Source organism: Bacillus sp. ISO11, from assembly GCF_003458115.1.
Taxonomy (GTDB): domain Bacteria; phylum Bacillota; class Bacilli; order Bacillales; family Bacillaceae_G; genus Bacillus_A; species Bacillus_A cereus.
On record NZ_QXCO01000009.1, the window covers coordinates 123,672 to 145,732 of the forward strand.

A 22,061-nucleotide genomic window follows, 5' to 3' on the forward strand; every position below is an offset into this window, starting at 1 on the left:
TCACAGAACACTCCTTATCACGGTTAGGCATCTACATAGGTAGATGCTTTTTTTATGTTGATGACTGAAAATTATTTATCAATATAATGTAGCAAGCATATTAGGACTATTAGGGGAAGATTACTTGTACAAATAACAGTATGCTTAATTAAAACAATGAAATGTAAGGAGTGAGGAATAAGTGCTAAATATTTTAGTGGTTAATTTTCCAGCAGAGGGACATGTAAACCCTACATTAAATTTAGTAAAAGCTTTTACTAAACGAGGGGATAACGTACATTATATTACAACGGCAAACTTTAAGGATAGAATTGAAGATTTAGGAGCTACTGTACATATTCATCCGGATCTATTAAAAGAGATTTCTATTGATGCTGAAACCTCATCTGGGTTAAATGCTTTCTTTCATGTGCATGTTCAAACTTCTTTATATATATTAGAAATTACGAAACAATTATGTGAAAGTATAAATTTTGATTTCGTAATTTATGATATATTTGGCGCAGGAGAGTTAGTAAAGGAGTATTTACAAGTTCCAGGTGTAGTGTCCTCACCTATATTTTTAATTCCGCCAGAATTTTTGAAGACATTACCTTTTCATCCAAATGCAGATATGCCATTCCAACCAGAGGAAATCTCTGAAAAATTACTAAATCAGATGGAACATAAATTTGGAGTAAAACCAAAGAATAATCTTCAATTTATGAATAATAAGGGTGATGTTTGTCTCGTATACACAAGTCGCTATTTCCAACCTAATAACGAATCGTTCGGAGAAAATAACATTTTTATTGGACCGAGTATTTCAAAGCGTAAAACAAATATAAAGTTTCCACTGGAATCACTTAAAGAAAAGAAAGTTATTTATATTTCAATGGGAACACTGCTTGAAGGACTCGAACCATTCTTTAATACTTGTATTGATACTTTTTCAGATTTTGATGGGATAGTTGTAATGGCAATTGGTGATAGAAATGATATTTCTAAAATTAAGAAAGCACCAGATAATTTTATAATTGCTCCATATGTACCTCAATCAGAAATATTAAATGAAGCAGATGTTTTTATTACACATGGCGGTATGAATAGCGTACACGATGCCATTCATTATAATGTCCCATTTGTAATAATACCGCATGATAAAGACCAGCCAATGATAGCGCAAAGATTAACTGAGCTTGAAGCGGCACATAGACTATTGAAAGAACATGTTAATGTGCACACTTTAAAAGAGGCCGTAACAGATGTTCTTTCAAATGAAAAGTATAAACATGGTATAAGAAAACTTAATGATAGCTTTTTAGAATGTGGTGGTTCAAAAGAAGCAATTGCAGTTATTGAATCTCTTTTAAATAAAGTAAAACTTTAATCGGTAGGGATTTTACTACCCATAAATAGCGGGATAAATAGTCGTAATTGTATACAAGCATAGAGGTTCTCACCTTTATGCTTGTATATTCTTATCCAGCAAATTGCACAGCAGTATTTGCGTGTAAAAAAGCAGTATCAAAAACGGGAACAGTAAGATCATTTTGGGAGATAAGTATAGGTATTTCAGTACAGCCTAATAATATACCTTCAGCGCCGTTTTGAATTAATGATTTTGTAATTTGTAATAACTTTTCTTTAGATGTTTCTGAAATGATCCCTCTACTTAATTCATCTAATATGACATGGTGGATAAAGGTTCTTTCCTCTTCATTTGGGATAATTGTCTCAATGTTATATTTCGCTAATCGTGATTTATAGAAATCTTGCTCCATCGTTTGTTTTGTTCCTAATAGTCCGATACGTTTTATACTCTGTTCTACCATTTCTTTAGCACTTACATCACCAATGTGAAGAAGCGGGATAGATATTGCTTGTTCTACTTCCTCGGCAAATAGATGTACGGTATTTGAACACATTAATAAACATTCAGCCCCAGATTTTTCAACTTTCTTTGCAACTGTAACTAGTTCATTTTTCACTTCTTCATATTGATGGTTTTGTAATAAAGTAGTTACTTCACCAAAGTCCATACTATATAAAACTAACTTTGCATTTTGATCGTATTGAGAGAGTGTAAGTGTATTAATATGTTTATAGTATAATGATGTAGATTCCCAACTTAATCCTCCAATCAAACCAATAACTTTCATAATGCATTCCTCCCGAAACGATTTTGAATTTATTATTTCATAATTCCGATAAGAATACAATGATTTAAATGATCTATTTAACGAAAAAATAAAAATAGTAAGAAAAGTGTTGAAATTTACATTCTTTAGTGCCATAATACGAATTACAAATTAATACTTATCCAGAGAGGTGGAGGGAACGGCCCTAAGAAACCTCAGCAACCCCTATGCAATTTTATAGGAAGGTGCTAATTCCGCAGAGGACACGATGTGTTTTTTGAAAGATAAGAGGATTCTTGAACGTGAAAGAAAATGACCTCTTATGTAAGAGGTCATTTTTTTGTTGTATAGAAAGGGAGTGTCGATGCATAATTCATTTTTAAATTAAATATAGAGTAATAAAAGTTGACTAATATGAGAGGGGAATTGTCATGAACAAATTATCAACAAAGTTAGTAGTAGCAATCGGTATTGGAGCAGCATTATACGGGATATTAGGACTTTGGGGATTTTCTATTGCACCGAATACATTTATTAAACCAGCATTAGCTATATTAACTGTTTTTGGAGCATTATTTGGTCCAGTGGCAGGACTGTTAATCGGACTTATCGGTCATACCGTAACAGATACGATTGCTGGCTGGGGTATTTGGTGGGGCTGGGTTATTAGTTCAGGTATTATTGGTTTTTCAATGGGGCTTATTCAAAAAAGAGTTGGTTTTAGTGTGGAAAACGGGTCATTTAACAAGGGGGATATTTCTTATTTAGCAATTACTGGGCTAGTTGGTATTGTCATTGCTATTATATTTGCTGGGGCATTCGATATTATTGTGATGGGAGAACCATTTGACAAAATTGTTATACAAGTATTAGGAGCAACAATTTCCGATGTCATCGTTTTCGTAGTACTTGGATTGCCACTTACAATTGGTTTGGCGAAATCCAATAAGAAACATACACATTTAAAAATTGAAAAGTAGGGATGTTAACATGCAACCAATTATTTCGTTTGAACAATTCACCTTTCAATATGGGCATGCTGTGCAGCCTACTTTAAGTGATATTACCTTTCATATATACCCTGGGGAAAAAGTGCTAATTGCTGGACGAAGTGGCTCAGGAAAGTCGACATTAGCTCATTGTATAAATGGGCTAATCCCATTTTCTTACGAAGGGAATAGTACAGGTAACGTTTTAATTGCCGGTAAAGACCCGAGGGAAGGAAGTATTTTTGAACAAAGTAAACAGGTAGGAACAATTTTGCAAGATCAAGATGCTCAATTTATTGGTCTGACAGTAGAAGAAGATGTAGCTTTTTATTTAGAAAATGAATGTGTAAAGCAAGATGACATGAAAAAAATTGTTTCGGACTCATTAAGAAAGGTGAAGATGCATACGTTTCATAAACAAAGTCCACATGAATTATCAGGAGGTCAAAAGCAAACAGTTTCTCTAGCGGGTTTATTAACAACAAATGCGGATATATTATTGTTCGATGAACCGTTAGCTAATTTAGATCCACTAAGCGCCTTACATACGATAAAACTTATGAAAGATATACATGAACAATATAATAAAACGATTGTTATTATCGAACATAGAATAGAAGAAATTTTAAACCTGGATTTAGACAAAGTTATATTAATTGATGAAGGTAAAGTCATTGCGATAGGAACACCAAAAGAAATCTTAGCGTCAAATATATTACCACGTATCGGCTTAAGAGAGCCTATTTACATCGAAGCATTAAAGAGATTACATTTTGATAGTAATAATGACGTAATATATCCAATGGAAAACCTTCAAAAAGAAAAGGTAAGCAATGTTATAAAAGAGTGGATGGAGAAACAAGTCATATTAAAAGGGAATACTAAAAACAAGGAATTACTTAAAGTGGAGAATTTATCATTTTCATACTCTAATAAACAAAAAGTATTAGAAAATGTAAACCTTTCAATATATGAAGGAGAAATTGTGGCACTGTTAGGACATAATGGAGCAGGGAAATCAACATTAGCTCATAGTCTTATAGGCATAAACAAAATGAAAAATGGGAAAATCTTGTTAAAAGGTGAAGATATTAGTTCTTGGTCTATTCGTAAACGTGGGGAAATCATATCTTACGTGATGCAAAATCCAAATCATATGATTACACAGCCTACTGTTTTTGAAGAAGTTTCATTTACATTAACATTACATAATTTTTCTAAGGAAGAAATTAAGAATAGAGTAGAAGGAACTTTAAAAATTTGTGGTTTATATCCATTTCGTAATTGGCCAATTCAAGCACTAAGCTATGGGCAAAAAAAGAGATTAACAATCGCATCTGTATTAACAACAAATCCTAAACTTATCATATTAGATGAACCGACAGCGGGACAAGATTATTATCACTATAAACAATTTATGGCTTTTATTAAAAACCTAGCTAAAAAGGGAATTTCATTTGTTTTTATCACTCACGATATGAATCTCGCGCTAGAATATACAGACCGTGCAGTAGTTCTACATGAAGGGAAAATTATTGCGGATAATACAGTGTTTGATGTATTAGGCGATCAAGAAACGTTACAAAGAGCCAACTTAAGAGAGAGTTCTTTAACCAAGCTTGTTAAATTTAGTGGGATTGCATGTCCAGAAAAATTTATGGAGCTTTATTTAGACAGTAATAGGAGGGAGGAAGGTGCATAGTACATATTTTCATCGTATGGATGGGGTAGTGAAATTGTTTTTATTTATTTTTTGTATGACGCTTACTTTTTTGTTTTTTGATTTTCGGGTGTTGCTAATATTATTTATTATTGGGTGTATCGGGCTCAGCATTGCTAAAATTCCATTTCGTAAAATTTTAATTGTTTTTAGTGTCATATTTACATTTAGTTTATTAAACTCTGTCATGATTTTATTGATTACACCAACTCATGGATCTGAATTAACTGAATCATATACCGCGTTTTTACATGTTGGATATGCAACGATTACATATGAAACATTATTTTATGCAGCTACACTTTCATTAAAGTATTTTACGTTATTACCATTTACACTTCTTTTTATTTACACGACAGATCCAAGTGAATTTGTAAGTAACTTAAGTAAACTTGGTATTCATTATAAGATTACTTATGCAATAAATATTGCACTACGTTATATTCCTGACATCCAGTCTGAGTATAAAATTATTAAACACGCGCAAGAAGCGAGAGGAGTGGCTTTTGAAAAAGGAGAAGCAAGTTTATGGGTTCGTATGAAGAACCGTGTTTTAATTTTCTGGCCACTAATCATTCATTCTCTAGAAAGAATAGATACGGTTTCAAATGCAATGGATTTAAGAGGATTTGGAAAGAAGGATAAACGTAGATGGTTTTATACAAGTAAGGCGAAACGTGAAGATTTCATCGCTTTATTTGCCGGTATTTTCATATTTATTGTTGCGGTATATTTAAAATTAAACGTATTTCAAAACTTTTGGTATCCATTTTAAAGCACTCTTTAAACGAGTGCTTTTACTTATTTTTATGTAGACATGCTCAAAAAAGGGATATACACATAATGTATAATACGAACCAGTTAAAATGATCAACTACCTATTAGTTTTCAAACCAAAAGGAGGAGAAAATATGAGTTACGGTGGTTCTTGTGGTTTTGGTGGAGGTTTCGCTTTATTAGTTGTGTTATTCATTCTATTAATAATTGTAGGATGCAGCTGCTGGGGCGGAGGATACTAATTTTTAATTAGTCTTCACAAATGTAAACTAAAAAAACATTGAAGATACTTATGTATCGAAACAAATAAAAAAGGAGCGACTATGCTCCTTTTTTATTTGTTTTAATGCGTATTCTTACTATATTTCGGGAACGTAATCGTTAAAGTCGTTCCTTTACTAACGATACTTCTGATTTTTAAACTTCCATGCATCGTCTCAATAATCTTAACAGCAACCATTGTACCTAAACCGGTTCCTTTTGTTTTTGTACTAAAATACGGTTCACCGAATCGATGTATTTGCTCCTGTGATATTCCAACTCCGCTATCTTCAATTCGTATTTCAACTTTACTATTATTGATAGATGAGGAAATATTTAAGGTACCACCATTAGGCATTGCTTCAATACTGTTTTTGATTAAGTTTAAAAAACATTGTTGAAAGTGCTGTTTATTACCAACAATGGTTGCCTCAGAAAAATCCTGTGTAATATGTATCGTATTCATATTACACAATGGCAATATCATATTAATAACTCGATTTAACTCTTGTTTTACTGAAATTTGATCTAGTTTTTCTGGAGCAGGTTTGGCAAACGTTAAGTAATCATCGATAATTTCTTGGGCACGATTTAACTCTTCAAGTATATGTTTAATATATTCGTCTCTTGATTCAGTAGTTAAATTTTGTGTTTTTAAAAGCTGTGTAAATCCTTTTACAACCGTTAAGGGATTCCTTACTTCGTGCGATATACTTGCAGCGAGTTGGCTAACAATCTCCATTTTTTCCATTTTAATTAATTTTGAGCGCATTAATACAGCATCTTTAATAACTTCATTTATATAAACAATAAATAACATTAAAGTAGTCGGTAATACCATGAAATAAATAATATACAAATTATTCACTTCAAAATCTGATAAGGTTAATACAATTAAAGTTGTAAATATTGCTAGGAAAAAGGTTAAAAACATGGAAAAAGCTACTTTCAGTTTTCTATTATATGTATTAAATTTTGAAGATGCGAGTGCTGTAACGATGAACATTATTCCGTAAACAACAACTGTCAGCATGTTAAAGCCATAAAATAAAAATCTCGTAATTAATAAAATTGTAAACAATATGATACCGACAGGGAATCCACCATAAAGCGTACCTATTATGACCGGAATTTGTCTTAAATCATGAATACAACTTTCATCCATATAGATAGGGTATCGCATACATAAAATAAGCGGGATACTAGAACAAAGGGTAATCAGTAGTATTTTATATTTCTTTAAATAGTGCCGGCTATCATATATGAAATAAAAAACAAATATACTACATAAAATGTATAGAAGATTATTTAATACGTTTTGATTAATATAAACAAAGTCCATAATATTTGCCTCGTTATTCTGAATTTACTTAACATATGTATTATACATAATAACATATGTTAAGGTGAATAAACCTTGTTAATACAAGATTAGTTTGGCTTTTTGTTATAAAATGCAAACATTCTACAAACGTTAGCTATCCAAAGATATTTTTACCAAAATTTTTTACTCCTTCTTCCTGCATGTTCGGTAAAACATGAGAATAAATCCTAAGAGTTAATGAAATGTCTGTATGACCTAATCTCTCACTGATAATTTTAGGATTAACTCCTTGTTTCAATAGTATAGTTGCGTGTGGATGTCTTAAATTACGAGTTTTAATTTTTTCACTGCTGCATTTTTTATTTCCTTATAAAACTTTTCCCTGAAAGCATTTCTGCATAACCCCCCACCTGATTTATTACAATTAATTAAATCTAAATCTTGATAAGCAGAACTGATTGGTAATAAGAAACGTTTGCATGAGATTCTAAATAAATATAAAAATACTAAAGGAAAGTAAGGTATGAAAAAACAGGTGTTTCAAGAAAAGTGGACGAGCTAGGTCGTGTAGTAATTCCAGTAAGAGTTTATTTGGGAAGTGGCTTTTAAAACTGATGTTGTTGAGTACATGTGGTAGTAAAAGGTAGATGGACATATGAAAAAAGTAGAAATTGATGTTAGTAGCAACAAACTTTTAATAGTTTAGGACGAAAATGTAACAGTAGTCAATCCACCAATGAGCGGATTTGGTGAGCAAGTCGCGGTTTAGATAAACGGTAAGGTTGATCGTGTAGATACTAAGTTTACTGAAAAGATAAAATGATTATTTTTAGAAAGATACCCAGACGGATTTAGTCGAGAAGCTAGTCAAAATCACGTAGATGTGAAGTGAAAATCGTAAAAAAAGAGTCATGAGTGGAAAGGCTCATAGCTCTTTGTATAAGGGTAATGGTTTTATAGGTAAATATTATTATTAAATTCTAAAAAATTCAATGTTAGTAAATTAATTGGTATGTGATTTGAGTTTTATAGAAAGAGATCAGCTAACAACAGCTAGCTGATCTGCAGGTTCTGTAAGACAAAACAGAAAAGAATATTAACAGAATATAAAAGTTTATCCTGGTTGTTTGAACGTAGTTAAAGAAAGAATATCACATACTATCAATTTTAATAAAAACTATCTGTGGCTTTCACTTCTTTATTTTATTCACAAATAGTTCCAGTAGCTATTCCGGTTGGAGCGACACCTACTGGGACATTAGTGATAACAGTATTCGTAGCAATATCAATAACGGAAACAGTAATACTAGCTTGATTTGTAACATATGCTCGAGTGCCATCAGGTATGATGGTTACTTGATCAGGGGATAAACCAACAGAAATTGTATCAATCACAGTATTTGTCGCCACATTTATTACCGATACATTATTGCTAACTTTATTTACAACGTAAATAAGGTTTCCACCCGGTGTAATATCTATGCCAACAGGTTCGGTACCTACGTTAATTGTATTAATAACTGCATTGGTAGCGGTGTTAATAACAGAAACCGTATTGCTGTTTTGATTCGTGACATACGCACGAGTACCATCTAGTGTAAACACGATTATTCTAGGACGAATACCAACAGGGATGGTAGCAATAACTGTGTTGGTAGCAGTATTAATGACAGAAATTGTGTTGCTTAATTCGTTTGCAACATATGCAAGGGCACCATTTGGGGAAACAGTAATTCCTTGTGGAGCGATGCCAACAGGAATGGTATTAATAACTGTGTTTGTTGCCGCATTAATGACAGAAACAGTATTATTGCCATGATTTCCAACATAAACAGTTGTGTTATTTGGAGAAACAGCTACACCTATTGGGTTAGTTCCAACAGGAATGGTAGCGATAACGGCATTAGTAGCAGTATCAATAACGGAAACGGTATTAGAAAAAATATTAGTAACATAGGCACGAGCTCCATTTGGTGAAACGGTTACTTCAAGTGGTGCATTACCTACAGTAATTGTATCAACTACTATATTTGTTCCGGTGTTAATTACAGATACTGTATCATTTGTAGGGTCATCTATGAGTCCTGCATTTGTAGCATATACTAGGAAATTACATGCAGGTCCGGTTGGCCCGGTAGGTCCGGTCGGTCCAGTAGGTCCCGGTGGACAATCACAATCTCCAGTAGGTCCTGGTGGTCCTTCAGGTCCTTGAATACCTTGCACACCTTGAGGTCCAGTAGGTCCCGGTGGTCCTTCCGGCCCTTGAATTCCTGGCACACCCTGAAGTCCAGTGGCTCCTTCTGGTCCTTCCGGCCCTTGAATTCCTTGTACACCCTGAGGGCCAGTGGGCCCTTCCGGTCCTTCCGGTCCTTGAATCCCTTGGATACCCTGAGGCCCAGTAGGTCCCGGTGGTCCAGGAATTCCCATTCCGGTCCCTGAACCAGTCGGCCCCGGTGGTCCTGGTGGTCCTTGAATTCCTTGTACGCCTTGAGGTCCTTGAGGTCCTTCTGGTCCTTCCGGCCCCTGAATTCCTTCTACACCTTGAGGTCCTTGAGGCCCTTGAGGCCCTTCTGGTCCCTGAATCCCTGGTACACCTTGAGGTCCTTGAGGTCCTTGAGGTCCTTGAGGTCCTTCTGGTCCTTCCGGCCCCTGAATTCCTTGCACACCTTGAGAACCCTGAGCGCCTCTAGGTCCAGGAAATCCTCTAGGTCCAGTGGCTCCAGTCGGCCCCGGTGTTCCGATGTTACTTAATAGCGAACTATTTAAGATTCCTTGTAGAATTAAGTTGAATGTTTGCTGTAATAAGGGGTCTGATATATTTGAACAACTTATAAGTGAAGACAAGCTTTGGAATAGAAATTGGAATAATGCTGAGATTTGAGTGAGGGATGCGGTAGGTAAGGAATTAATTAATTGATTTATAGTTCTTATAACTAAATTTCTATTTGGTGTATTTGGTTGTACTGTTATTAATAAATCATTTAATGCCTGTAATGCTGATTGGAGTATTTGTATAGTTGTTGGATTTGGTGTTGTGAAAAAAGAAAGGATGGCTTGATTTAATTGATTTATTATTTGTAATAATTCTTGTTGTTGAGAATTCGAGAAAAAAACAGGTGTACAGCAATTACTTTGATCACAAGGGGATATAGAAATAAAACAGGGTTGCTGAAATTTATCACACGGATTTTTGGAATTTGATTTTCGATTATATCTCATAAATACCTCCTTTTAAAAATTGAATATTAAGTAATTTTTGGTAAATTATTAGCAACTGAGTTTGTAGGTATATGTTTAATGTGAAATGTTTTTTCCTTCAAAGTATATGCCAATAAAATAGAGGTGTTCATATGGGATATATAACCAATACTTGGTTGTTAGGAGGATGTTGTAATCATAGGAAAGAAAATGAAGGTTACAAAGTTTATAGGCAAGCGATTGTATTTTAAAAAAGCGTTATTGTAATAAAATTTGAAGTTTATTAAAAAGAAGGAATGAAGGAAGATGTAAAAGATTTTGTAAGATCCATAAAAAGAATTCAGTAAAACACTGAATTCTTTTACACGTATTTTTATTTGTTAATCCATTTGGAAATAATAGGAATTTGTTGTACCTATTAAAATATGTACTGTTGGTAATTATAACATGAAAATGGATTGTAATAGAATAATGCATAAAAAAGAACAAGTAATAAATTAAACAAAAGCTTTATTTTATTATAGATAAATAGGTGACTCAGCAATTGTGCTAGCCGAGTCACCTAGTACTATGGAACCAAATAATGTTCTTTTTCTATATGTAGTTATGTGGAGTTCTTAGAGGCTAGCCCAATAGACAGTTAAGGGATAAATAAAATCATTTTAGAGAGTTTTACATTTTATTATGTTAATGCTACAACAGCAAGAGTTAAGCCCAATGTATTTAATGTATTAGAATATGGTCCTACATTAACAGTAAGAGTACTTGTTATACCTAAAGGTGTAGTGAAAATAGCGGGTGCTGATACAGAAGTGAATCCTGCAGTATATCCCAGAGAAGTACCAGAGCCAATGATTGGATTATTATTAAGATACATAGTGATACCTGCCGAATTACCTCCTGGTTGAATGATAACTTGCACTTCATAGATTGCCAAATAGGTTCTTCCACCTTCAAGTAAAAAAGTTGTTGGTGGTGTGAATGAGATTGCCGTACCATTAGAATTTACCACGGTATCTAGTGGAATCGCAGAATTTACAGAGACTATTGATGGGGTAGTTTGAACAACATTTAAACTGTTAGCCGTGGGGGATGGACAAGTGCAAGGTTTGTGAATGTTAGGGTTATTATCATTTTGGTAATTCACAAATAATCAAGCTCCTTTGCGTAAGATAATTTTTTATCCTATATAAAACGTAGCTTTTTTGTATCTAAGTTATTTTTAAAGAGAAGTTGAATATTGTTGGTCAGTTAACTTTTAAAAGCATTTGATACTCTGGGATTTAAAAGTGCATCTGATAAATATATATGAATGTTTTTTAAGGACATTACTGTAAGTTAGGAAACATAATAAAATAGTTATTTTGTTAAATAAAAAAACATGCACAAAAATTGTGCATGTTTAAAAAAGTTATGTCTTGTCTATGTAAATATATGCTTAACTAATATATACCGTGTGTATGTTTGAACAAAATGGTTATTTATTAACAAATATAAAGAGCGCTTTTTAAGATGCTCCATGACCAAGATGTGTATCGATAAGGATACCAAAAGATTAATAATGAGATGATCATGATTATTGTATGTACATTTCTAATGAATGTGAAATCTTTAAATGCAATCAAAAAGAGCACGCATATAAGCATGCTCTTGGACAAGAAAGGTAGATTTCTATGAGTGGATATCTCCATACAATACTATATGCTTGTCCAGTTAAAAGGTGAAAAGTTTTAATGAAATCTTTATTTTATTAATTTGTAGGTTGATACAGTTCCCCAAACGAAAAGAACCAAGTAAAAAAGTCTTTGTAGTAGACCTGCAGGTAAGGGGAAAAGAAAAACAAGTGAGATAATGATTGTTATTACTATTAAGTTTAGTAAGCAGAAATATGTCCATTTTCTAGTTTTTTTAAGATTCTTTGCAAAAATAAATAGTCCTGGAAATACAGTAAGCATACCTATCCAAACTAGAATAGAATGTCCAATTAGGTTTACATCTGCAGGAATTAATCCTGAGACTATAGTGGAAACTCCTATTATAATTATAAAAAATGTTGCTATTTTATTAATTTTTGTTTTTTCTAGATGTTGTGAAATATATAGTACTCCAATACAAAATGTTATTCCATTAAGAATAAAGAGTAAATTCATCCAAAAGTGATTAGGGGAGCATATTTCATAAGGAGCTATTTCGTAGGTGAATTCTCCACAGGTTGTTACACCTAGATCACTCATTGCATGATGCAAATAGTTATAAGATGCTGTAGAAGTGAAAATAAAGAAAGGTTCAATTAAAAAGTATAGGCAAGTTGCAATCCAACTAAATAAGCCAATCCTATTTGATATATACATTAGATGCCTCCTTTGAAAAAGGTATATTTCCGTTGTAGGTGGTTGCATTATCAAAAGTAAAAAATTTCAAGTTGAGAGTCGATAACCATTTTTAATAATATAGGGTTTTCTAGACAAATGTGTTTAGCGGAAAGACGTGTGAAAAATGGATGGGGTATAACTTAACAAAATCGTTATTTGAGAAAAAGGGATTAGTTTAGTTTTGATTCTGCTAATCCTCAACCAATTATAAAAAGCAGGCCGAATATGAGAGGGTAAAAAATACACGAAATTATTATACTAGTTATAACGACTTTTTTTGATGTACCTTTTGGAGCGAAAATAATTAAAACCAGTGATACAAATATTAAATAAATTAAATTACTATCACTATAAAAGGTAAAAAATACGATAATAGTTAACAAATTTGAAATGAAACCGAATTATTTTCTCATTACTTTAGCCTTTCTTGGAAAAATAAATAATCCAGATTATACCATGAATGAATAAGGTTTAAGTAAAATTTTAACAAAAACGTTATTTGAATAAAAAGAAGTTAGATAAGGATGAAGAATAGTCATCTCTTATGCTGGGGAGCTTAACGGATATCTAAATGAATTAAGGATGAGTATATGTTGAAAAGAAAAGTGGTTAGTTTGTTTTTGGGAATTACTATGGTAGTTTTATTTTTAAATCCGTTAGATACCAAAGCGTTTAATATTGATAATCAAGAGTTTTATGATTCTTATAATACTTTATTAGCACCATATGCAAGTCAAGTTATCAGAAGGAAGCTTGGACCAGATCATCAGTATAGTTTGACGGACACAAAAATTATAAAAATTGAACGTTTCCCAGAAGAAAACTTTAATTTTATTGTTACAGTTCAATATAAAACTTATATAGGAGCTCATAACCCTCCGAATGGCATAGAAACTATTACTTTTAATATAAATCCAAGTGGAGTAAAGGTTATAAATTTTGTTCATAAAGATGCTTAAAGAAGAAGTAATATTGTTCGTACATTGATGGAAAGGATATTTGAACTGAAAAATGTTATAAAATTTCATTTTGTAGAAATAAAGAAACTAAAAAAAGAGCACCATGCATCAGTGCCCTTTCAGATAGGAGGTAACACTTTGAGTTGGATACTTAAAAAGTATATGGTATAGAAGAGAAATACGACCTAAAATTTATTATCAACTCAATACAAAAGAGCAGTTAACGAAGGTTAACCGCTCAGTCCACAGAGAAAGGAAAAAGAACATTACAGATGTCAATGTGAATTCAAGCTGTATCAGCCCATTTATAGTATCGGTGAAATATAGAATTTTATTCGTGTGAAACATAAAAAGAGCAGCTAGTAAAAACTAGCTACTCAGCCTTCGGGTATGAAGGGAAATCAGAAACTGTATATACATTATTAACGGAATATTGGGTTTTATTCAGGAGTTAGAGGGAAATGAATAAATTTAGACTGTTCCAACTTGGTTTTGGTCTGCAACATCAGAATCAAATGTGTTTGTTGCACTAACACCGTTAAATGTATTGAGAACAAAAGCAACGTTAGATGAACCTGAACCATTATAAGCTTTTGTATTTTCTTTTGGAGAAACGTTATAAAAATCACCTAAGTTGAAAGAACCGTTACTATTTTGCACAACCATATTTCCGACAATAGATGGCATAGCTTTCACCTTCTTTCCTAGGAAGCATTTAAATTAGTATATGGTGTATGCGTCTAGTGGTTCATCTGAAACTGAGAATTTTGAAATGAAGTTTGATTGAAAATCTAATAAAATAATCCTTTTGAAATTATATAGGTACAATTCACATTTGAGCCGCTTTTTGAATGTAAGAAGGTATTAAATTAATAAAAACGCCTAAAATGGAAAAAACTGTTTTATAAGAAGGAGTGAGAGGATTGGATAATTTAAAGAAAAAGAAACTAAAAAAAGCAATTGCTCGTCGGACAAAGGTTATACAAAAATATGAGAAAGACAGAATAGATAAAGCTTGGAGGAATCTTTTTATACAGACAAGTATAATGAAATAAATATAGTCCGGCTAGAAAACTAGAGGACACCAATTCATTAAAGCAGCAATTCAAGTTGTTTTAATGAATTGGTGCCCTTTTTATTTTGGAAGGGGGAGATAGGAAAATATGAGGGCACTACAAGACTAATTACGTGAGTGGAAAAAGCAATTGAATCAAACAAGAAAGAAAAAAAGATATAGAGTTCAAGTAGTTGTGAGATAAATTGAAAATAGAAATTGATAAGTAAAAAGATAAATAATTAAACATGCGGATGTATTGAATGCAAATGAAATAAAAATTAAATAGGTATATTTTTAATTTTTAAGTTAAGTATAGAGAAGAAATGAATTATCTAGATATTAAGAAAGGATGGATTTTTACAATGAGTTCAAATGAATCAAATTTCAGTTTTACCAGTAACAAAGATATTGTAAAGTACCTTAATGTAAGAAAAGACCCTGTTGATTTAAGAGACAAAATGTTTCGGAGTTACTTGTTTAGTAATGAGGCGGATTTGCCAACGCAAGTCGATCTTCGTCCTAAAATGTCAGGTATAGTAAATCAATGGAATATAGGTTCTTGTACGGCAAATGCAATTGTTTCAGGGTTACGAGAATATCTATTATTACAATCAGGTCGTCCATTTACTTGCTTATCTCGTTTGTTTTTATATTATCATGAACGAGAAATAGAAGGACATATTCAGGAAGATAGTGGAGCGAATGTTCGTGATGGTATGGGGGTTCTTAAAAATATTGGGGTATGCCCTGAAGAGGATTTTCCTTATACCGAGAATTTTAGAGATAAGCCATCACCAAAGGCTGAATCAGATGCTGCACTTTATAAAATTGGAACCTACCATCGTATTCAAGATTTATCGGGATTAAAGGCTGCACTTGCTCATGGATTAGTTGCTGTACTTGGATTTGCTGTACCAAAATCTTTTATGTCAGAAGAAGTGAAAAAGACTGGTATAGTTCCAGTATCAGGAACAGATGATGTAATTGTTGAAGATGGTCAACCAGCGGGACATGCTGTTTGTGCTGTTGGATATGACGATGATAAGCAAACGGTTATTATTCGCAACAGCTGGGGAGAAGACTGGGGAGATAAAGGATATTGTTATTTCCCATATGAATTATTTAAAAATGGAATTGTGCAAGATATGTGGACAGGTCGTTAATTAGAAAAGTGATGGAAGTATGGAAACTACAAAACACGTTATACGTGTTACGGGTAGCATAAAAGAGCTTGAAAAAGATGTAGAAATAAAAGGTGTAATGCATTATCATCTATTAATTAATGATATATCAGTTTTACATACAAGTGGTGCAGAGGTATCGTATAAAGATTATGTACAAGCTATGAAGCAGCATGTGATTTCTTTTGGTAACTATGCATTCTGTCGTTTCTGAAAATGATGCACGCGTAGAAGCCCGTGATTTCTGGAACTGTGGTGACAAGAGTGCAACAGTTTGGGTGGCTGATGTAGAAGTGAAAACAATGGATGATATGCGAGCAGGTACACAGGCTTTTATCGATGAATTATGTAAATTAGGTGCTAAGAAAGTCGGTTTATATGTTGATCATCATATGTATGCACCTTTTGGTTGTGAAATATTTAAACAAAAAAGTGTTAGCAAGTTTGCAAACGAACTTGCTAACACTCATACAAAATAGACATAAATTATCGCTGATATGTCTTCCTTAATAATAGCCATAATCAATTAGAACACACTAATATGAAATGCTCATAAAATCATTCTTGCTATACATGATAATAGTATAAACTCTATATTTCTTTTAATAATTTAGGGCTATATCTTTTCTGCATCAGCCGCTTTTAACCACGCTTCGTAGAATTCTGTAACTGATGCATACCGTTCTGCCCGATTGTCATTTACAGCACGATACGCTACCTTATATAATTCCTTACTTGCTTCCCATTTTATAAAAGAACGATCTTTTTCACCGCCTAAGAGTGAGAAAGCCATTGCTCCCATATTAAATACATTTGTTCTTTCATCAATTATAGCGTTTAGTTCAAATTCCTCTGGTGACATAAAACGGGAGGAACCCCATAGCCGGCCCATTTTATTTATGTAAGGTTTCTTACTGTATAAATCTATATCACAAATTTTTGTTTCGTTTGTATTAAAATTATATAAAATACTACCGTCATAAAAATCTATCGCTACATAATTTTTCTTTTCTACATAAGTATGGAAAGAAAAAATGGAATGTAAAGAATGAATTCGTTCTATAACAGGTAAATGTCTAAATTTATAAAATGGAGAGTTTGGATTTTTATATTTCTCAGGAGGTGGGAAGCGCCAATGCGAATGAAGACATTCACCATCAAACCAATCGAAAATTAATACATATCCAGATTGAACTGGAAAATGATCAATTAATTTTATGAGCGATTCATGCTTTAAATCTTCATAAATAGTAACTGAATTTTTTAGCCTTTCAATAGCATCACCCGTTGTTCCTTCATATGCAATTGTTTGTGCTCCTGCGTATTTGATAAATTTCTTATGCCCATCTTTTTCTACACCAAAACTTATATTACCTGAATCTTGCTGGTCAAAAACTGCAAATACGGTCCCTAATTTAATAAGCCAATCAAAATTATGATATTCTTTTAATTGGAATGCTACACTATTTAACTGAATTTCGACGGAATTATCTTTCATAGATTACCTCACATTTAATATAATTAAGTTGTACATTCCACTATTCGACATATTTTATGGAAATCCTATGCTAACAATATAAAATTTTATAAATATAATGATAAATACTTATAAAGAGGTGAATACAATGGATCAACAAATTGTTATTAAACCGTATCAAAAAGACTGGGTTGAAGAGTATATAAAAGAAAAAGAGAAATTCTGTTCCTTGTTAGGACAAGAAATAATTGCTGTTGAACATATAGGAAGCACAGCAGTAGAAGGATTAGGAGCTAAACCTCTTATTGATATGATGATTGGCGTAACAGAATTGCAAATAACTGAAAAGTGGATTGAAGTTCTATCGGAAATTGGATATGAGTATGTTCCAAAAGATGCAACGAATTGGCGTTTTTTTAGAAAGGGAAAATGGAGAGCAGGTACTCATCATTTGCATGTTTATATTTATAATAGTGACGAATGGAGGAACAATATTTTATTTCGTGACTTTCTAATAAGCCATAAATGGGCACGTAAAGAATATAGAGAATTAAAAGAGATGCTTGCTATTACATATGCTTTTGATCGTGTTTCATATACAAAGGCAAAAGCACCGTTTATTCAAAACATAATAAAGTTAGCTGAAAAAAATCAATAATAATTGTCAGTGATATTGAAATTCTCATTTTATTTTAATCTTTCTCTCATGTTCTTTTCTTTTTTATTTGATAGACTGCTTGTTACAAAGCTTTTGTGAGTAAGGAGATTAAATAAAATGGAGAAGATATTAAGAAATAAATATTTTCGTGTGTGTGTTAAAATTATGGGCATTACTATTATTATTTGTAGTGTATTAATGCTATTTATTAATGTTATATACGGCAATGTTTTGAATGTAAAATGGTTAAATAAAAAATTAGGCTCTTTTGGTGAATATGGGGCTATTATCGCTGCTTCATTATGGTTTTTACGCCATATATGGGTGTTTTTAAAGAAGAAAAATATACAAGGATTTAAAAAAGTTAAAGAAGTGTATCTATTTGCAAAAAAGTTTCATGTATTAATTGGATACGCTATAATAGCTGTTGCAATTACTCATGGTGTTTACTTTTTTATAAAAGGGAGTCCTCATATTTTACTCATATACAGTGGCATATTTTCTCTATTAGCCTTAATCGCACTAGGGGTTGTTGGGTTTTATTTACAGAAAATAAATAAGAAAGAAAAATTTATGATGTATAGAAAAGTGCATCAAATCATTGTAATTATATTTGGAATAGGATTATTTATTCATTTAATTGTCTAGGAGGAACTACCGTTGCAACACATTTTAATTATTGAGGATGAGGAAAGTTTAGCAGATTTTCTAGAATTAGAACTAAAATATGAAGGGTATAAAGTAGATATACAACTAGATGGAAGAAAAGGGTTAAGCGCAGCACTTGAAAAGAATTACGATCTCATTTTGCTTGATTTAATGCTGCCTGGATTAAATGGACTAGAGGTATGTCGTCGACTAAGAGCGACTAAAAATACACCTATTATTATGCTGACTGCTCGTGATAGTATTATGGACCGTGTGACAGGTTTCATTTCTTACATTCAAAGATTTGCAGCTTCAGATTGAATCTCGAACTATAACTAAAGGAAATGAAGAAATTGAACTTACAAATAAAGAATTCGAGTTATTGCTTATGTTTATGAAAAATATTAATCGCGTACTTACTCGTGATGTTTTACTGGACCAAGTATGGGGATATGATGCAATTGTTGAGACAAATATCGTTGATGTATATGTTCGTTATTTGCGAAACAAGTTACATAGTGTAGTTAAGGAGGAGTATATCCAAACAGTCCGTGGTGCGGGATATATAATGAAATGATAAAAAATATTATGTTTCGAATTCGAAATCTACCTATAAAGTGGAAACTAACACTTTGGTCCACTACACTAGTATTTATTTTGTTCATCTTATATAGTGCTTTGCAGTTTATTGTAATCAATAAGTGGACTATAGATTATGAACAGAAACAAATAAATAGGCAAGTGACGGAAATAGCGGCATATTTCCAAGATAAAAATGATACCCTTTCGAGTAAAACATTTGAAAACAGTAAAGATTTTCTAAACAATATGATTGATAAGCATCAAATGATTCGTATTATTGACATGGATGGGGGGCCGATTATTACTGTTTCACGAGATTTTAATGAAACGTGGATAAAGCCGAAACAGGTTATAAAAGATGAGTCATTTATAAAAAGGCATTTAGAAGATCGAATATTAGTTAAGCGCATACCAATTAAAACGAAAGAGTTTACTGGCACTATTGAACTTACGAAAAACCTAGAGACATTTGATTATTTATTAAAAGTTATTTTAGTGGTAATGCTTATTGCTGGAATATTTGGATTGATATTTAGTTTTTTAGGTGGGATTCTTATAACGAAGAAACTATTATCAAGTGTTCAAAATATAACAGATACGATGAAACGTATTAAAAAGAATGGACTAAATGAACGGGTTCCAGTACGAGAAAATAATGATGAGCTTGCAAAATTATCATTTCTCTTTAACGAGATGATGGATGAAGTAGAAACTTCTTTTGCACAACAGAAACAGTTTGTCGAAGACGCATCTCATGAACTAAGAACACCGTTAACAATTATTCATGGTCACTTAGCGATGTTAAACCGATGGGGGAAAAATGATCCAGCAGTATTAGATAAATCTCTTCAATCTAGTTTAAAGGAAGTAGATCGTTTAAATAAATTAGTTTCAGAATTGCTTGAACTATCAAGAGCTGAATCTGAACAAATGTATCCAATAGCAGCTGAGCCAGTCCATGTAAATAGCGTATTAAAACATGTTACACAAAACTTTATAGTAATTCAAAGTGATTTTCAATTTGATATGAAATTCGGGGATGACGAGGCTTATGTTTCAATGCCATCATCTTACTTAGAACAAATTATTATTATCATAATGGATAATGCAGTTAAGTATACAAAAGAGGTTAATAAATATATTTGCATAGAATCCAGTTTACAATCAGGGAAAGTTACAATTCGTGTAATAGATCATGGAACGGGAATACCTGAAACCGATTTACCATTTGTTCTTAATCGGTTTTACCGAGTTGACAAAGCGAGAAGTCGAAAACAAGGTGGAAACGGACTAGGTTTGTCTATTGCAAAACGACTTGTAGAAAAATATAAAGGAGCTATTAAAATAGAGAGTAAAGAAAATGAAGAAACAATCGTTACGATTACATTACCATGTATAATAAAATAAGCCTTCAAAGAAGGGGTGCGTTTTGCATTCCTTCTTTTTTTACGATCAAATCATTTTGTTTATTTCGAAATTTCTAGTACATTAAAATTATTAAGGGGGAATAATAATGAAAGCTATCGTACATCAATATAAAATTGGGTTTGACGGTGTAGAATATAAAATATCACCTGAGAGAGCACTTAATGATGGGGAAGTTAAAGTGAAATTAAAATCAGCAGGCTTAAATCATCGGGATTTATTTATTATGAATAATAGAAAAGAAATGCAATTACCTTTAATCTTAGGATCAGATGGTGCAGGTATTGTTACGGAAATTGGAAACGGTGTTTCTGATAACATATTACATACAGAAGTTATTATTAATCCTAGTATTGGATGGGAACATGCTACTGAAGTACCGGAGTTACCGGAAGTGCTAGGTGGGCCGAAAGATGGAACGTTTGCTGAATATGTAATTGTACCAGTTGAAAATGTTGTAGAAAAGCCGTCATATCTTACTTGGGAAGAATCAGGTGTTTTATCTTTATCCGCATTAACTGCATATAGAGCGCTTTTTACTAAAGGTAGATTGAAGCGCGGCGAACACGTTTTAATTCCGGGAATAGGCGGTGGTGTTGCTACATTTGCCATGTTATTCGCGAAAGCAATTGGCGCAAAAGTGAGTGTTACTTCAAGGGTAGAGAATAAAATGGAACTTGCTGCAAAATATGGTGCAGATATTTCTTTTCATAGTGCCGGAAATTGGGAAGAGAGCTTACAAGGTGAAAAAGTAGATTTAATAATAGATAGTATAGGTCCAGCAACTTTTTTGAAATATTTTGATGTATTAAAACCAAACGGAAGAATCGTGAATTTTGGTGCAAGCTCAGGAGATAAAATTGAATTACCATTACGCGCGCTATTTTACAATCAAATTGATATTATGGGAACATCCATGGGTAGCCGTGAGGAATTTAATGAGATGATAAAGTTTATAGAAAAACATCAAATTAAACCAATTATTGATAAAGTTTACTCGTTAGAAGAAGCAATTCGAGCACTAAGCCGTATGGAACATGGAGAACAATTTGGAAATATTGTACTTCAAATGAATTAAAAAATATGATTTTACAATTAGTATATTTAAATGAACATGTTATGTATTCCAAACATGAAAAAAATACGAATCGCCTTATTATAAAGGTTTACGAACTTTATACATAAATAGCGTATAAAATTTGTTTTATAATTGTCACATGAGTAATAGTAAAATGAGAATTAGATGAGAAAAGTTTAAGCCCATTTTCATAATGGTATTGTATACTGTGTAAATCAAGAACACTTGTAAGTAG

19 protein-coding genes, 4 pseudogenes and 1 riboswitch are annotated in these 22,061 nt (G+C 32.4%); of the genes and pseudogenes, 15 read left to right on the plus strand and 8 right to left on the minus strand.

From position 1 onward, the window contains the following. Positions 1-181 precede the first annotated feature (181 nt). Positions 182-1,369 carry a macrolide family glycosyltransferase gene (locus D1166_RS12295; RefSeq protein WP_000932165.1) on the plus strand — a complete coding sequence of 396 codons (1,188 nt, stop codon included), beginning with the start codon at positions 182-184 and terminating at the stop codon, positions 1,367-1,369. Between the two features lie 91 nt (positions 1,370-1,460). Here the strand turns inward: D1166_RS12295 and D1166_RS12300 are convergent, their stop codons facing one another. Continuing rightward, the gene (locus D1166_RS12300; RefSeq protein ID WP_098318658.1) at positions 1,461-2,141 is read right to left on the minus strand and encodes an aspartate/glutamate racemase family protein; all 681 of its coding nucleotides are present in this window, start codon (positions 2,139-2,141) and stop codon (positions 1,461-1,463) included. Positions 2,142-2,295: 154 nt separating this feature from the next. Further along, positions 2,296-2,411, plus strand: a riboswitch (SAM riboswitch). A gap of 140 nt (positions 2,412-2,551) precedes the next feature. On the opposite strand from D1166_RS12300, the gene D1166_RS12305 reads away from it, so the two are divergent. The 4 genes from D1166_RS12305 (at position 2,552) to D1166_RS12320 (ending at position 5,848) form a co-directional block, all read left to right on the plus strand. Further along, a complete protein-coding gene (locus tag D1166_RS12305; RefSeq protein ID WP_098318659.1) occupies positions 2,552-3,100 on the plus strand; it encodes an ECF-type riboflavin transporter substrate-binding protein in 549 nt (182 codons plus the stop codon). A 10-nt stretch (positions 3,101-3,110) separates the two neighbouring features. Then, complete coding sequence (locus D1166_RS12310) at positions 3,111-4,811, plus strand: ABC transporter ATP-binding protein (RefSeq protein WP_065704002.1); 1,701 nt, start codon at positions 3,111-3,113, stop codon at positions 4,809-4,811. Further along, positions 4,804-5,604, plus strand: coding sequence for an energy-coupling factor transporter transmembrane component T family protein (locus D1166_RS12315; protein WP_098318660.1), 801 nt, complete (start codon positions 4,804-4,806; stop codon positions 5,602-5,604). The genes D1166_RS12310 and D1166_RS12315 overlap by 8 nt, the downstream gene beginning before the upstream one ends. Before the next feature lie 136 nt (positions 5,605-5,740). Further along, the gene (locus tag D1166_RS12320) at positions 5,741-5,848 is read left to right on the plus strand and encodes a YjcZ family sporulation protein (protein WP_000120182.1); all 108 of its coding nucleotides are present in this window, start codon (positions 5,741-5,743) and stop codon (positions 5,846-5,848) included. Between the two features lie 101 nt (positions 5,849-5,949). On the opposite strand, the gene D1166_RS12325 is transcribed toward D1166_RS12320, so the two are convergent. Together D1166_RS12325 and D1166_RS32325 are read right to left on the minus strand one after the other, a co-directional pair. Continuing rightward, complete coding sequence (locus D1166_RS12325) at positions 5,950-7,209, minus strand: LytS/YhcK type 5TM receptor domain-containing protein (protein WP_098318661.1); 1,260 nt, start codon at positions 7,207-7,209, stop codon at positions 5,950-5,952. 136 nt (positions 7,210-7,345) lie between these two features. After that, positions 7,346-7,522 (minus strand): annotated as a pseudogene (locus D1166_RS32325) (tyrosine-type recombinase/integrase); the annotation flags it as partial. A 324-nt stretch (positions 7,523-7,846) separates the two neighbouring features. Here D1166_RS32325 and D1166_RS12335 point away from each other — a divergent pair. Next, positions 7,847-7,960 (plus strand): annotated as a pseudogene (locus D1166_RS12335) (DUF3954 domain-containing protein). Positions 7,961-8,394: 434 nt separating this feature from the next. Here D1166_RS12335 and D1166_RS12340 read toward each other — a convergent pair. From D1166_RS12340 to D1166_RS12355, 3 genes are all read right to left on the minus strand, one after another. Further along, a complete protein-coding gene (locus D1166_RS12340; protein ID WP_098318662.1) occupies positions 8,395-10,410 on the minus strand; it encodes a YVTN family beta-propeller repeat protein in 2,016 nt (671 codons plus the stop codon). A 661-nt stretch (positions 10,411-11,071) separates the two neighbouring features. Further along, positions 11,072-11,536, minus strand: coding sequence for a hypothetical protein (locus tag D1166_RS12350; protein WP_098318663.1), 465 nt, complete (start codon positions 11,534-11,536; stop codon positions 11,072-11,074). 595 nt (positions 11,537-12,131) lie between these two features. Further along, positions 12,132-12,740 carry a DUF998 domain-containing protein gene (locus D1166_RS12355; protein WP_000275962.1) on the minus strand — a complete coding sequence of 203 codons (609 nt, stop codon included), beginning with the start codon at positions 12,738-12,740 and terminating at the stop codon, positions 12,132-12,134. Between the two features lie 611 nt (positions 12,741-13,351). On the opposite strand from D1166_RS12355, the gene D1166_RS12365 reads away from it, so the two are divergent. Then, positions 13,352-13,720 carry a DUF3888 domain-containing protein gene (locus D1166_RS12365; RefSeq protein WP_000919725.1) on the plus strand — a complete coding sequence of 123 codons (369 nt, stop codon included), beginning with the start codon at positions 13,352-13,354 and terminating at the stop codon, positions 13,718-13,720. A gap of 471 nt (positions 13,721-14,191) precedes the next feature. Here the strand turns inward: D1166_RS12365 and D1166_RS12375 are convergent, their stop codons facing one another. Continuing rightward, complete coding sequence (locus D1166_RS12375) at positions 14,192-14,407, minus strand: spore germination protein (protein WP_001139345.1); 216 nt, start codon at positions 14,405-14,407, stop codon at positions 14,192-14,194. 236 nt (positions 14,408-14,643) lie between these two features. Here D1166_RS12375 and D1166_RS12380 point away from each other — a divergent pair, with 236 nt between their 5' ends. The 3 genes and pseudogenes from D1166_RS12380 to D1166_RS31770 all read left to right on the plus strand — a co-directional run. Continuing rightward, positions 14,644-14,775, plus strand: coding sequence for a DUF3983 domain-containing protein (locus D1166_RS12380; RefSeq protein ID WP_000369348.1), 132 nt, complete (start codon positions 14,644-14,646; stop codon positions 14,773-14,775). Between the two features lie 364 nt (positions 14,776-15,139). Next, complete coding sequence (locus D1166_RS12385; protein ID WP_000097509.1) at positions 15,140-15,940, plus strand: C1 family peptidase; 801 nt, start codon at positions 15,140-15,142, stop codon at positions 15,938-15,940. 160 nt (positions 15,941-16,100) lie between these two features. Continuing rightward, a pseudogene (locus tag D1166_RS31770) lies at positions 16,101-16,368 on the plus strand (glycoside hydrolase family 25 domain-containing protein); the annotation flags it as partial. 206 nt (positions 16,369-16,574) lie between these two features. On the opposite strand, the gene D1166_RS12400 reads toward D1166_RS31770, so the two are convergent. Further along, positions 16,575-17,456 (minus strand): protein kinase domain-containing protein, encoded by an 882-nt coding sequence (locus D1166_RS12400; protein ID WP_098318664.1) that lies wholly within the window; start codon positions 17,454-17,456, stop codon positions 16,575-16,577. A gap of 127 nt (positions 17,457-17,583) precedes the next feature. Here D1166_RS12400 and D1166_RS12405 point away from each other — a divergent pair, with 127 nt between their 5' ends. The 5 genes and pseudogenes from D1166_RS12405 (at position 17,584) to D1166_RS12425 (ending at position 21,826) form a co-directional block, all read left to right on the plus strand. After that, a complete protein-coding gene (locus D1166_RS12405; RefSeq protein WP_118043325.1) occupies positions 17,584-18,093 on the plus strand; it encodes a GrpB family protein in 510 nt (169 codons plus the stop codon). Between the two features lie 117 nt (positions 18,094-18,210). Then, the gene (locus D1166_RS12410) at positions 18,211-18,741 is read left to right on the plus strand and encodes a hypothetical protein (RefSeq protein WP_000411453.1); all 531 of its coding nucleotides are present in this window, start codon (positions 18,211-18,213) and stop codon (positions 18,739-18,741) included. Positions 18,742-18,753: 12 nt separating this feature from the next. Beyond that, positions 18,754-19,318, plus strand: a pseudogene (locus D1166_RS12415) (response regulator transcription factor). After that, positions 19,315-20,730, plus strand: coding sequence for a HAMP domain-containing sensor histidine kinase (locus tag D1166_RS12420; protein WP_000594473.1), 1,416 nt, complete (start codon positions 19,315-19,317; stop codon positions 20,728-20,730). Before D1166_RS12415 ends, D1166_RS12420 begins: the two are co-directional and overlap by 4 nt. A 106-nt stretch (positions 20,731-20,836) precedes the next feature. Next, a complete protein-coding gene (locus D1166_RS12425; RefSeq protein ID WP_098318666.1) occupies positions 20,837-21,826 on the plus strand; it encodes a zinc-binding dehydrogenase in 990 nt (329 codons plus the stop codon). The last annotated feature ends 235 nt before the right edge of the window (positions 21,827-22,061 follow it).

What these genes read in the sequence shown, in the direction of transcription:
- D1166_RS12405 (WP_118043325.1), top strand. Translation starts at nt 17,584, where the DNA reads ATGGATCAACAAATTGTTATTAAACCGTATCAAAAAGACTGGGTTGAA.
- D1166_RS12305 (WP_098318659.1), top strand. Translation starts at nt 2,552, where the DNA reads ATGAACAAATTATCAACAAAGTTAGTAGTAGCAATCGGTATTGGAGCA.
- D1166_RS12320 (WP_000120182.1), top strand. Translation starts at nt 5,741, where the DNA reads ATGAGTTACGGTGGTTCTTGTGGTTTTGGTGGAGGTTTCGCTTTATTA.
- D1166_RS12400 (WP_098318664.1), bottom strand. Translation starts at nt 17,456, where the DNA reads ATGAAAGATAATTCCGTCGAAATTCAGTTAAATAGTGTAGCATTCCAA.
- D1166_RS12425 (WP_098318666.1), top strand. Translation starts at nt 20,837, where the DNA reads ATGAAAGCTATCGTACATCAATATAAAATTGGGTTTGACGGTGTAGAA.
- D1166_RS12420 (WP_000594473.1), top strand. Translation starts at nt 19,315, where the DNA reads ATGATAAAAAATATTATGTTTCGAATTCGAAATCTACCTATAAAGTGG.
- D1166_RS12385 (WP_000097509.1), top strand. Translation starts at nt 15,140, where the DNA reads ATGAGTTCAAATGAATCAAATTTCAGTTTTACCAGTAACAAAGATATT.
- D1166_RS12310 (WP_065704002.1), top strand. Translation starts at nt 3,111, where the DNA reads ATGCAACCAATTATTTCGTTTGAACAATTCACCTTTCAATATGGGCAT.
- D1166_RS12300 (WP_098318658.1), bottom strand. Translation starts at nt 2,141, where the DNA reads ATGAAAGTTATTGGTTTGATTGGAGGATTAAGTTGGGAATCTACATCA.
- D1166_RS12365 (WP_000919725.1), top strand. Translation starts at nt 13,352, where the DNA reads ATGTTGAAAAGAAAAGTGGTTAGTTTGTTTTTGGGAATTACTATGGTA.
- D1166_RS12325 (WP_098318661.1), bottom strand. Translation starts at nt 7,209, where the DNA reads ATGGACTTTGTTTATATTAATCAAAACGTATTAAATAATCTTCTATAC.
- D1166_RS12340 (WP_098318662.1), bottom strand. Translation starts at nt 10,410, where the DNA reads ATGAGATATAATCGAAAATCAAATTCCAAAAATCCGTGTGATAAATTT.
- D1166_RS12410 (WP_000411453.1), top strand. Translation starts at nt 18,211, where the DNA reads ATGGAGAAGATATTAAGAAATAAATATTTTCGTGTGTGTGTTAAAATT.
- D1166_RS12375 (WP_001139345.1), bottom strand. Translation starts at nt 14,407, where the DNA reads ATGCCATCTATTGTCGGAAATATGGTTGTGCAAAATAGTAACGGTTCT.
- D1166_RS12355 (WP_000275962.1), bottom strand. Translation starts at nt 12,740, where the DNA reads ATGTATATATCAAATAGGATTGGCTTATTTAGTTGGATTGCAACTTGC.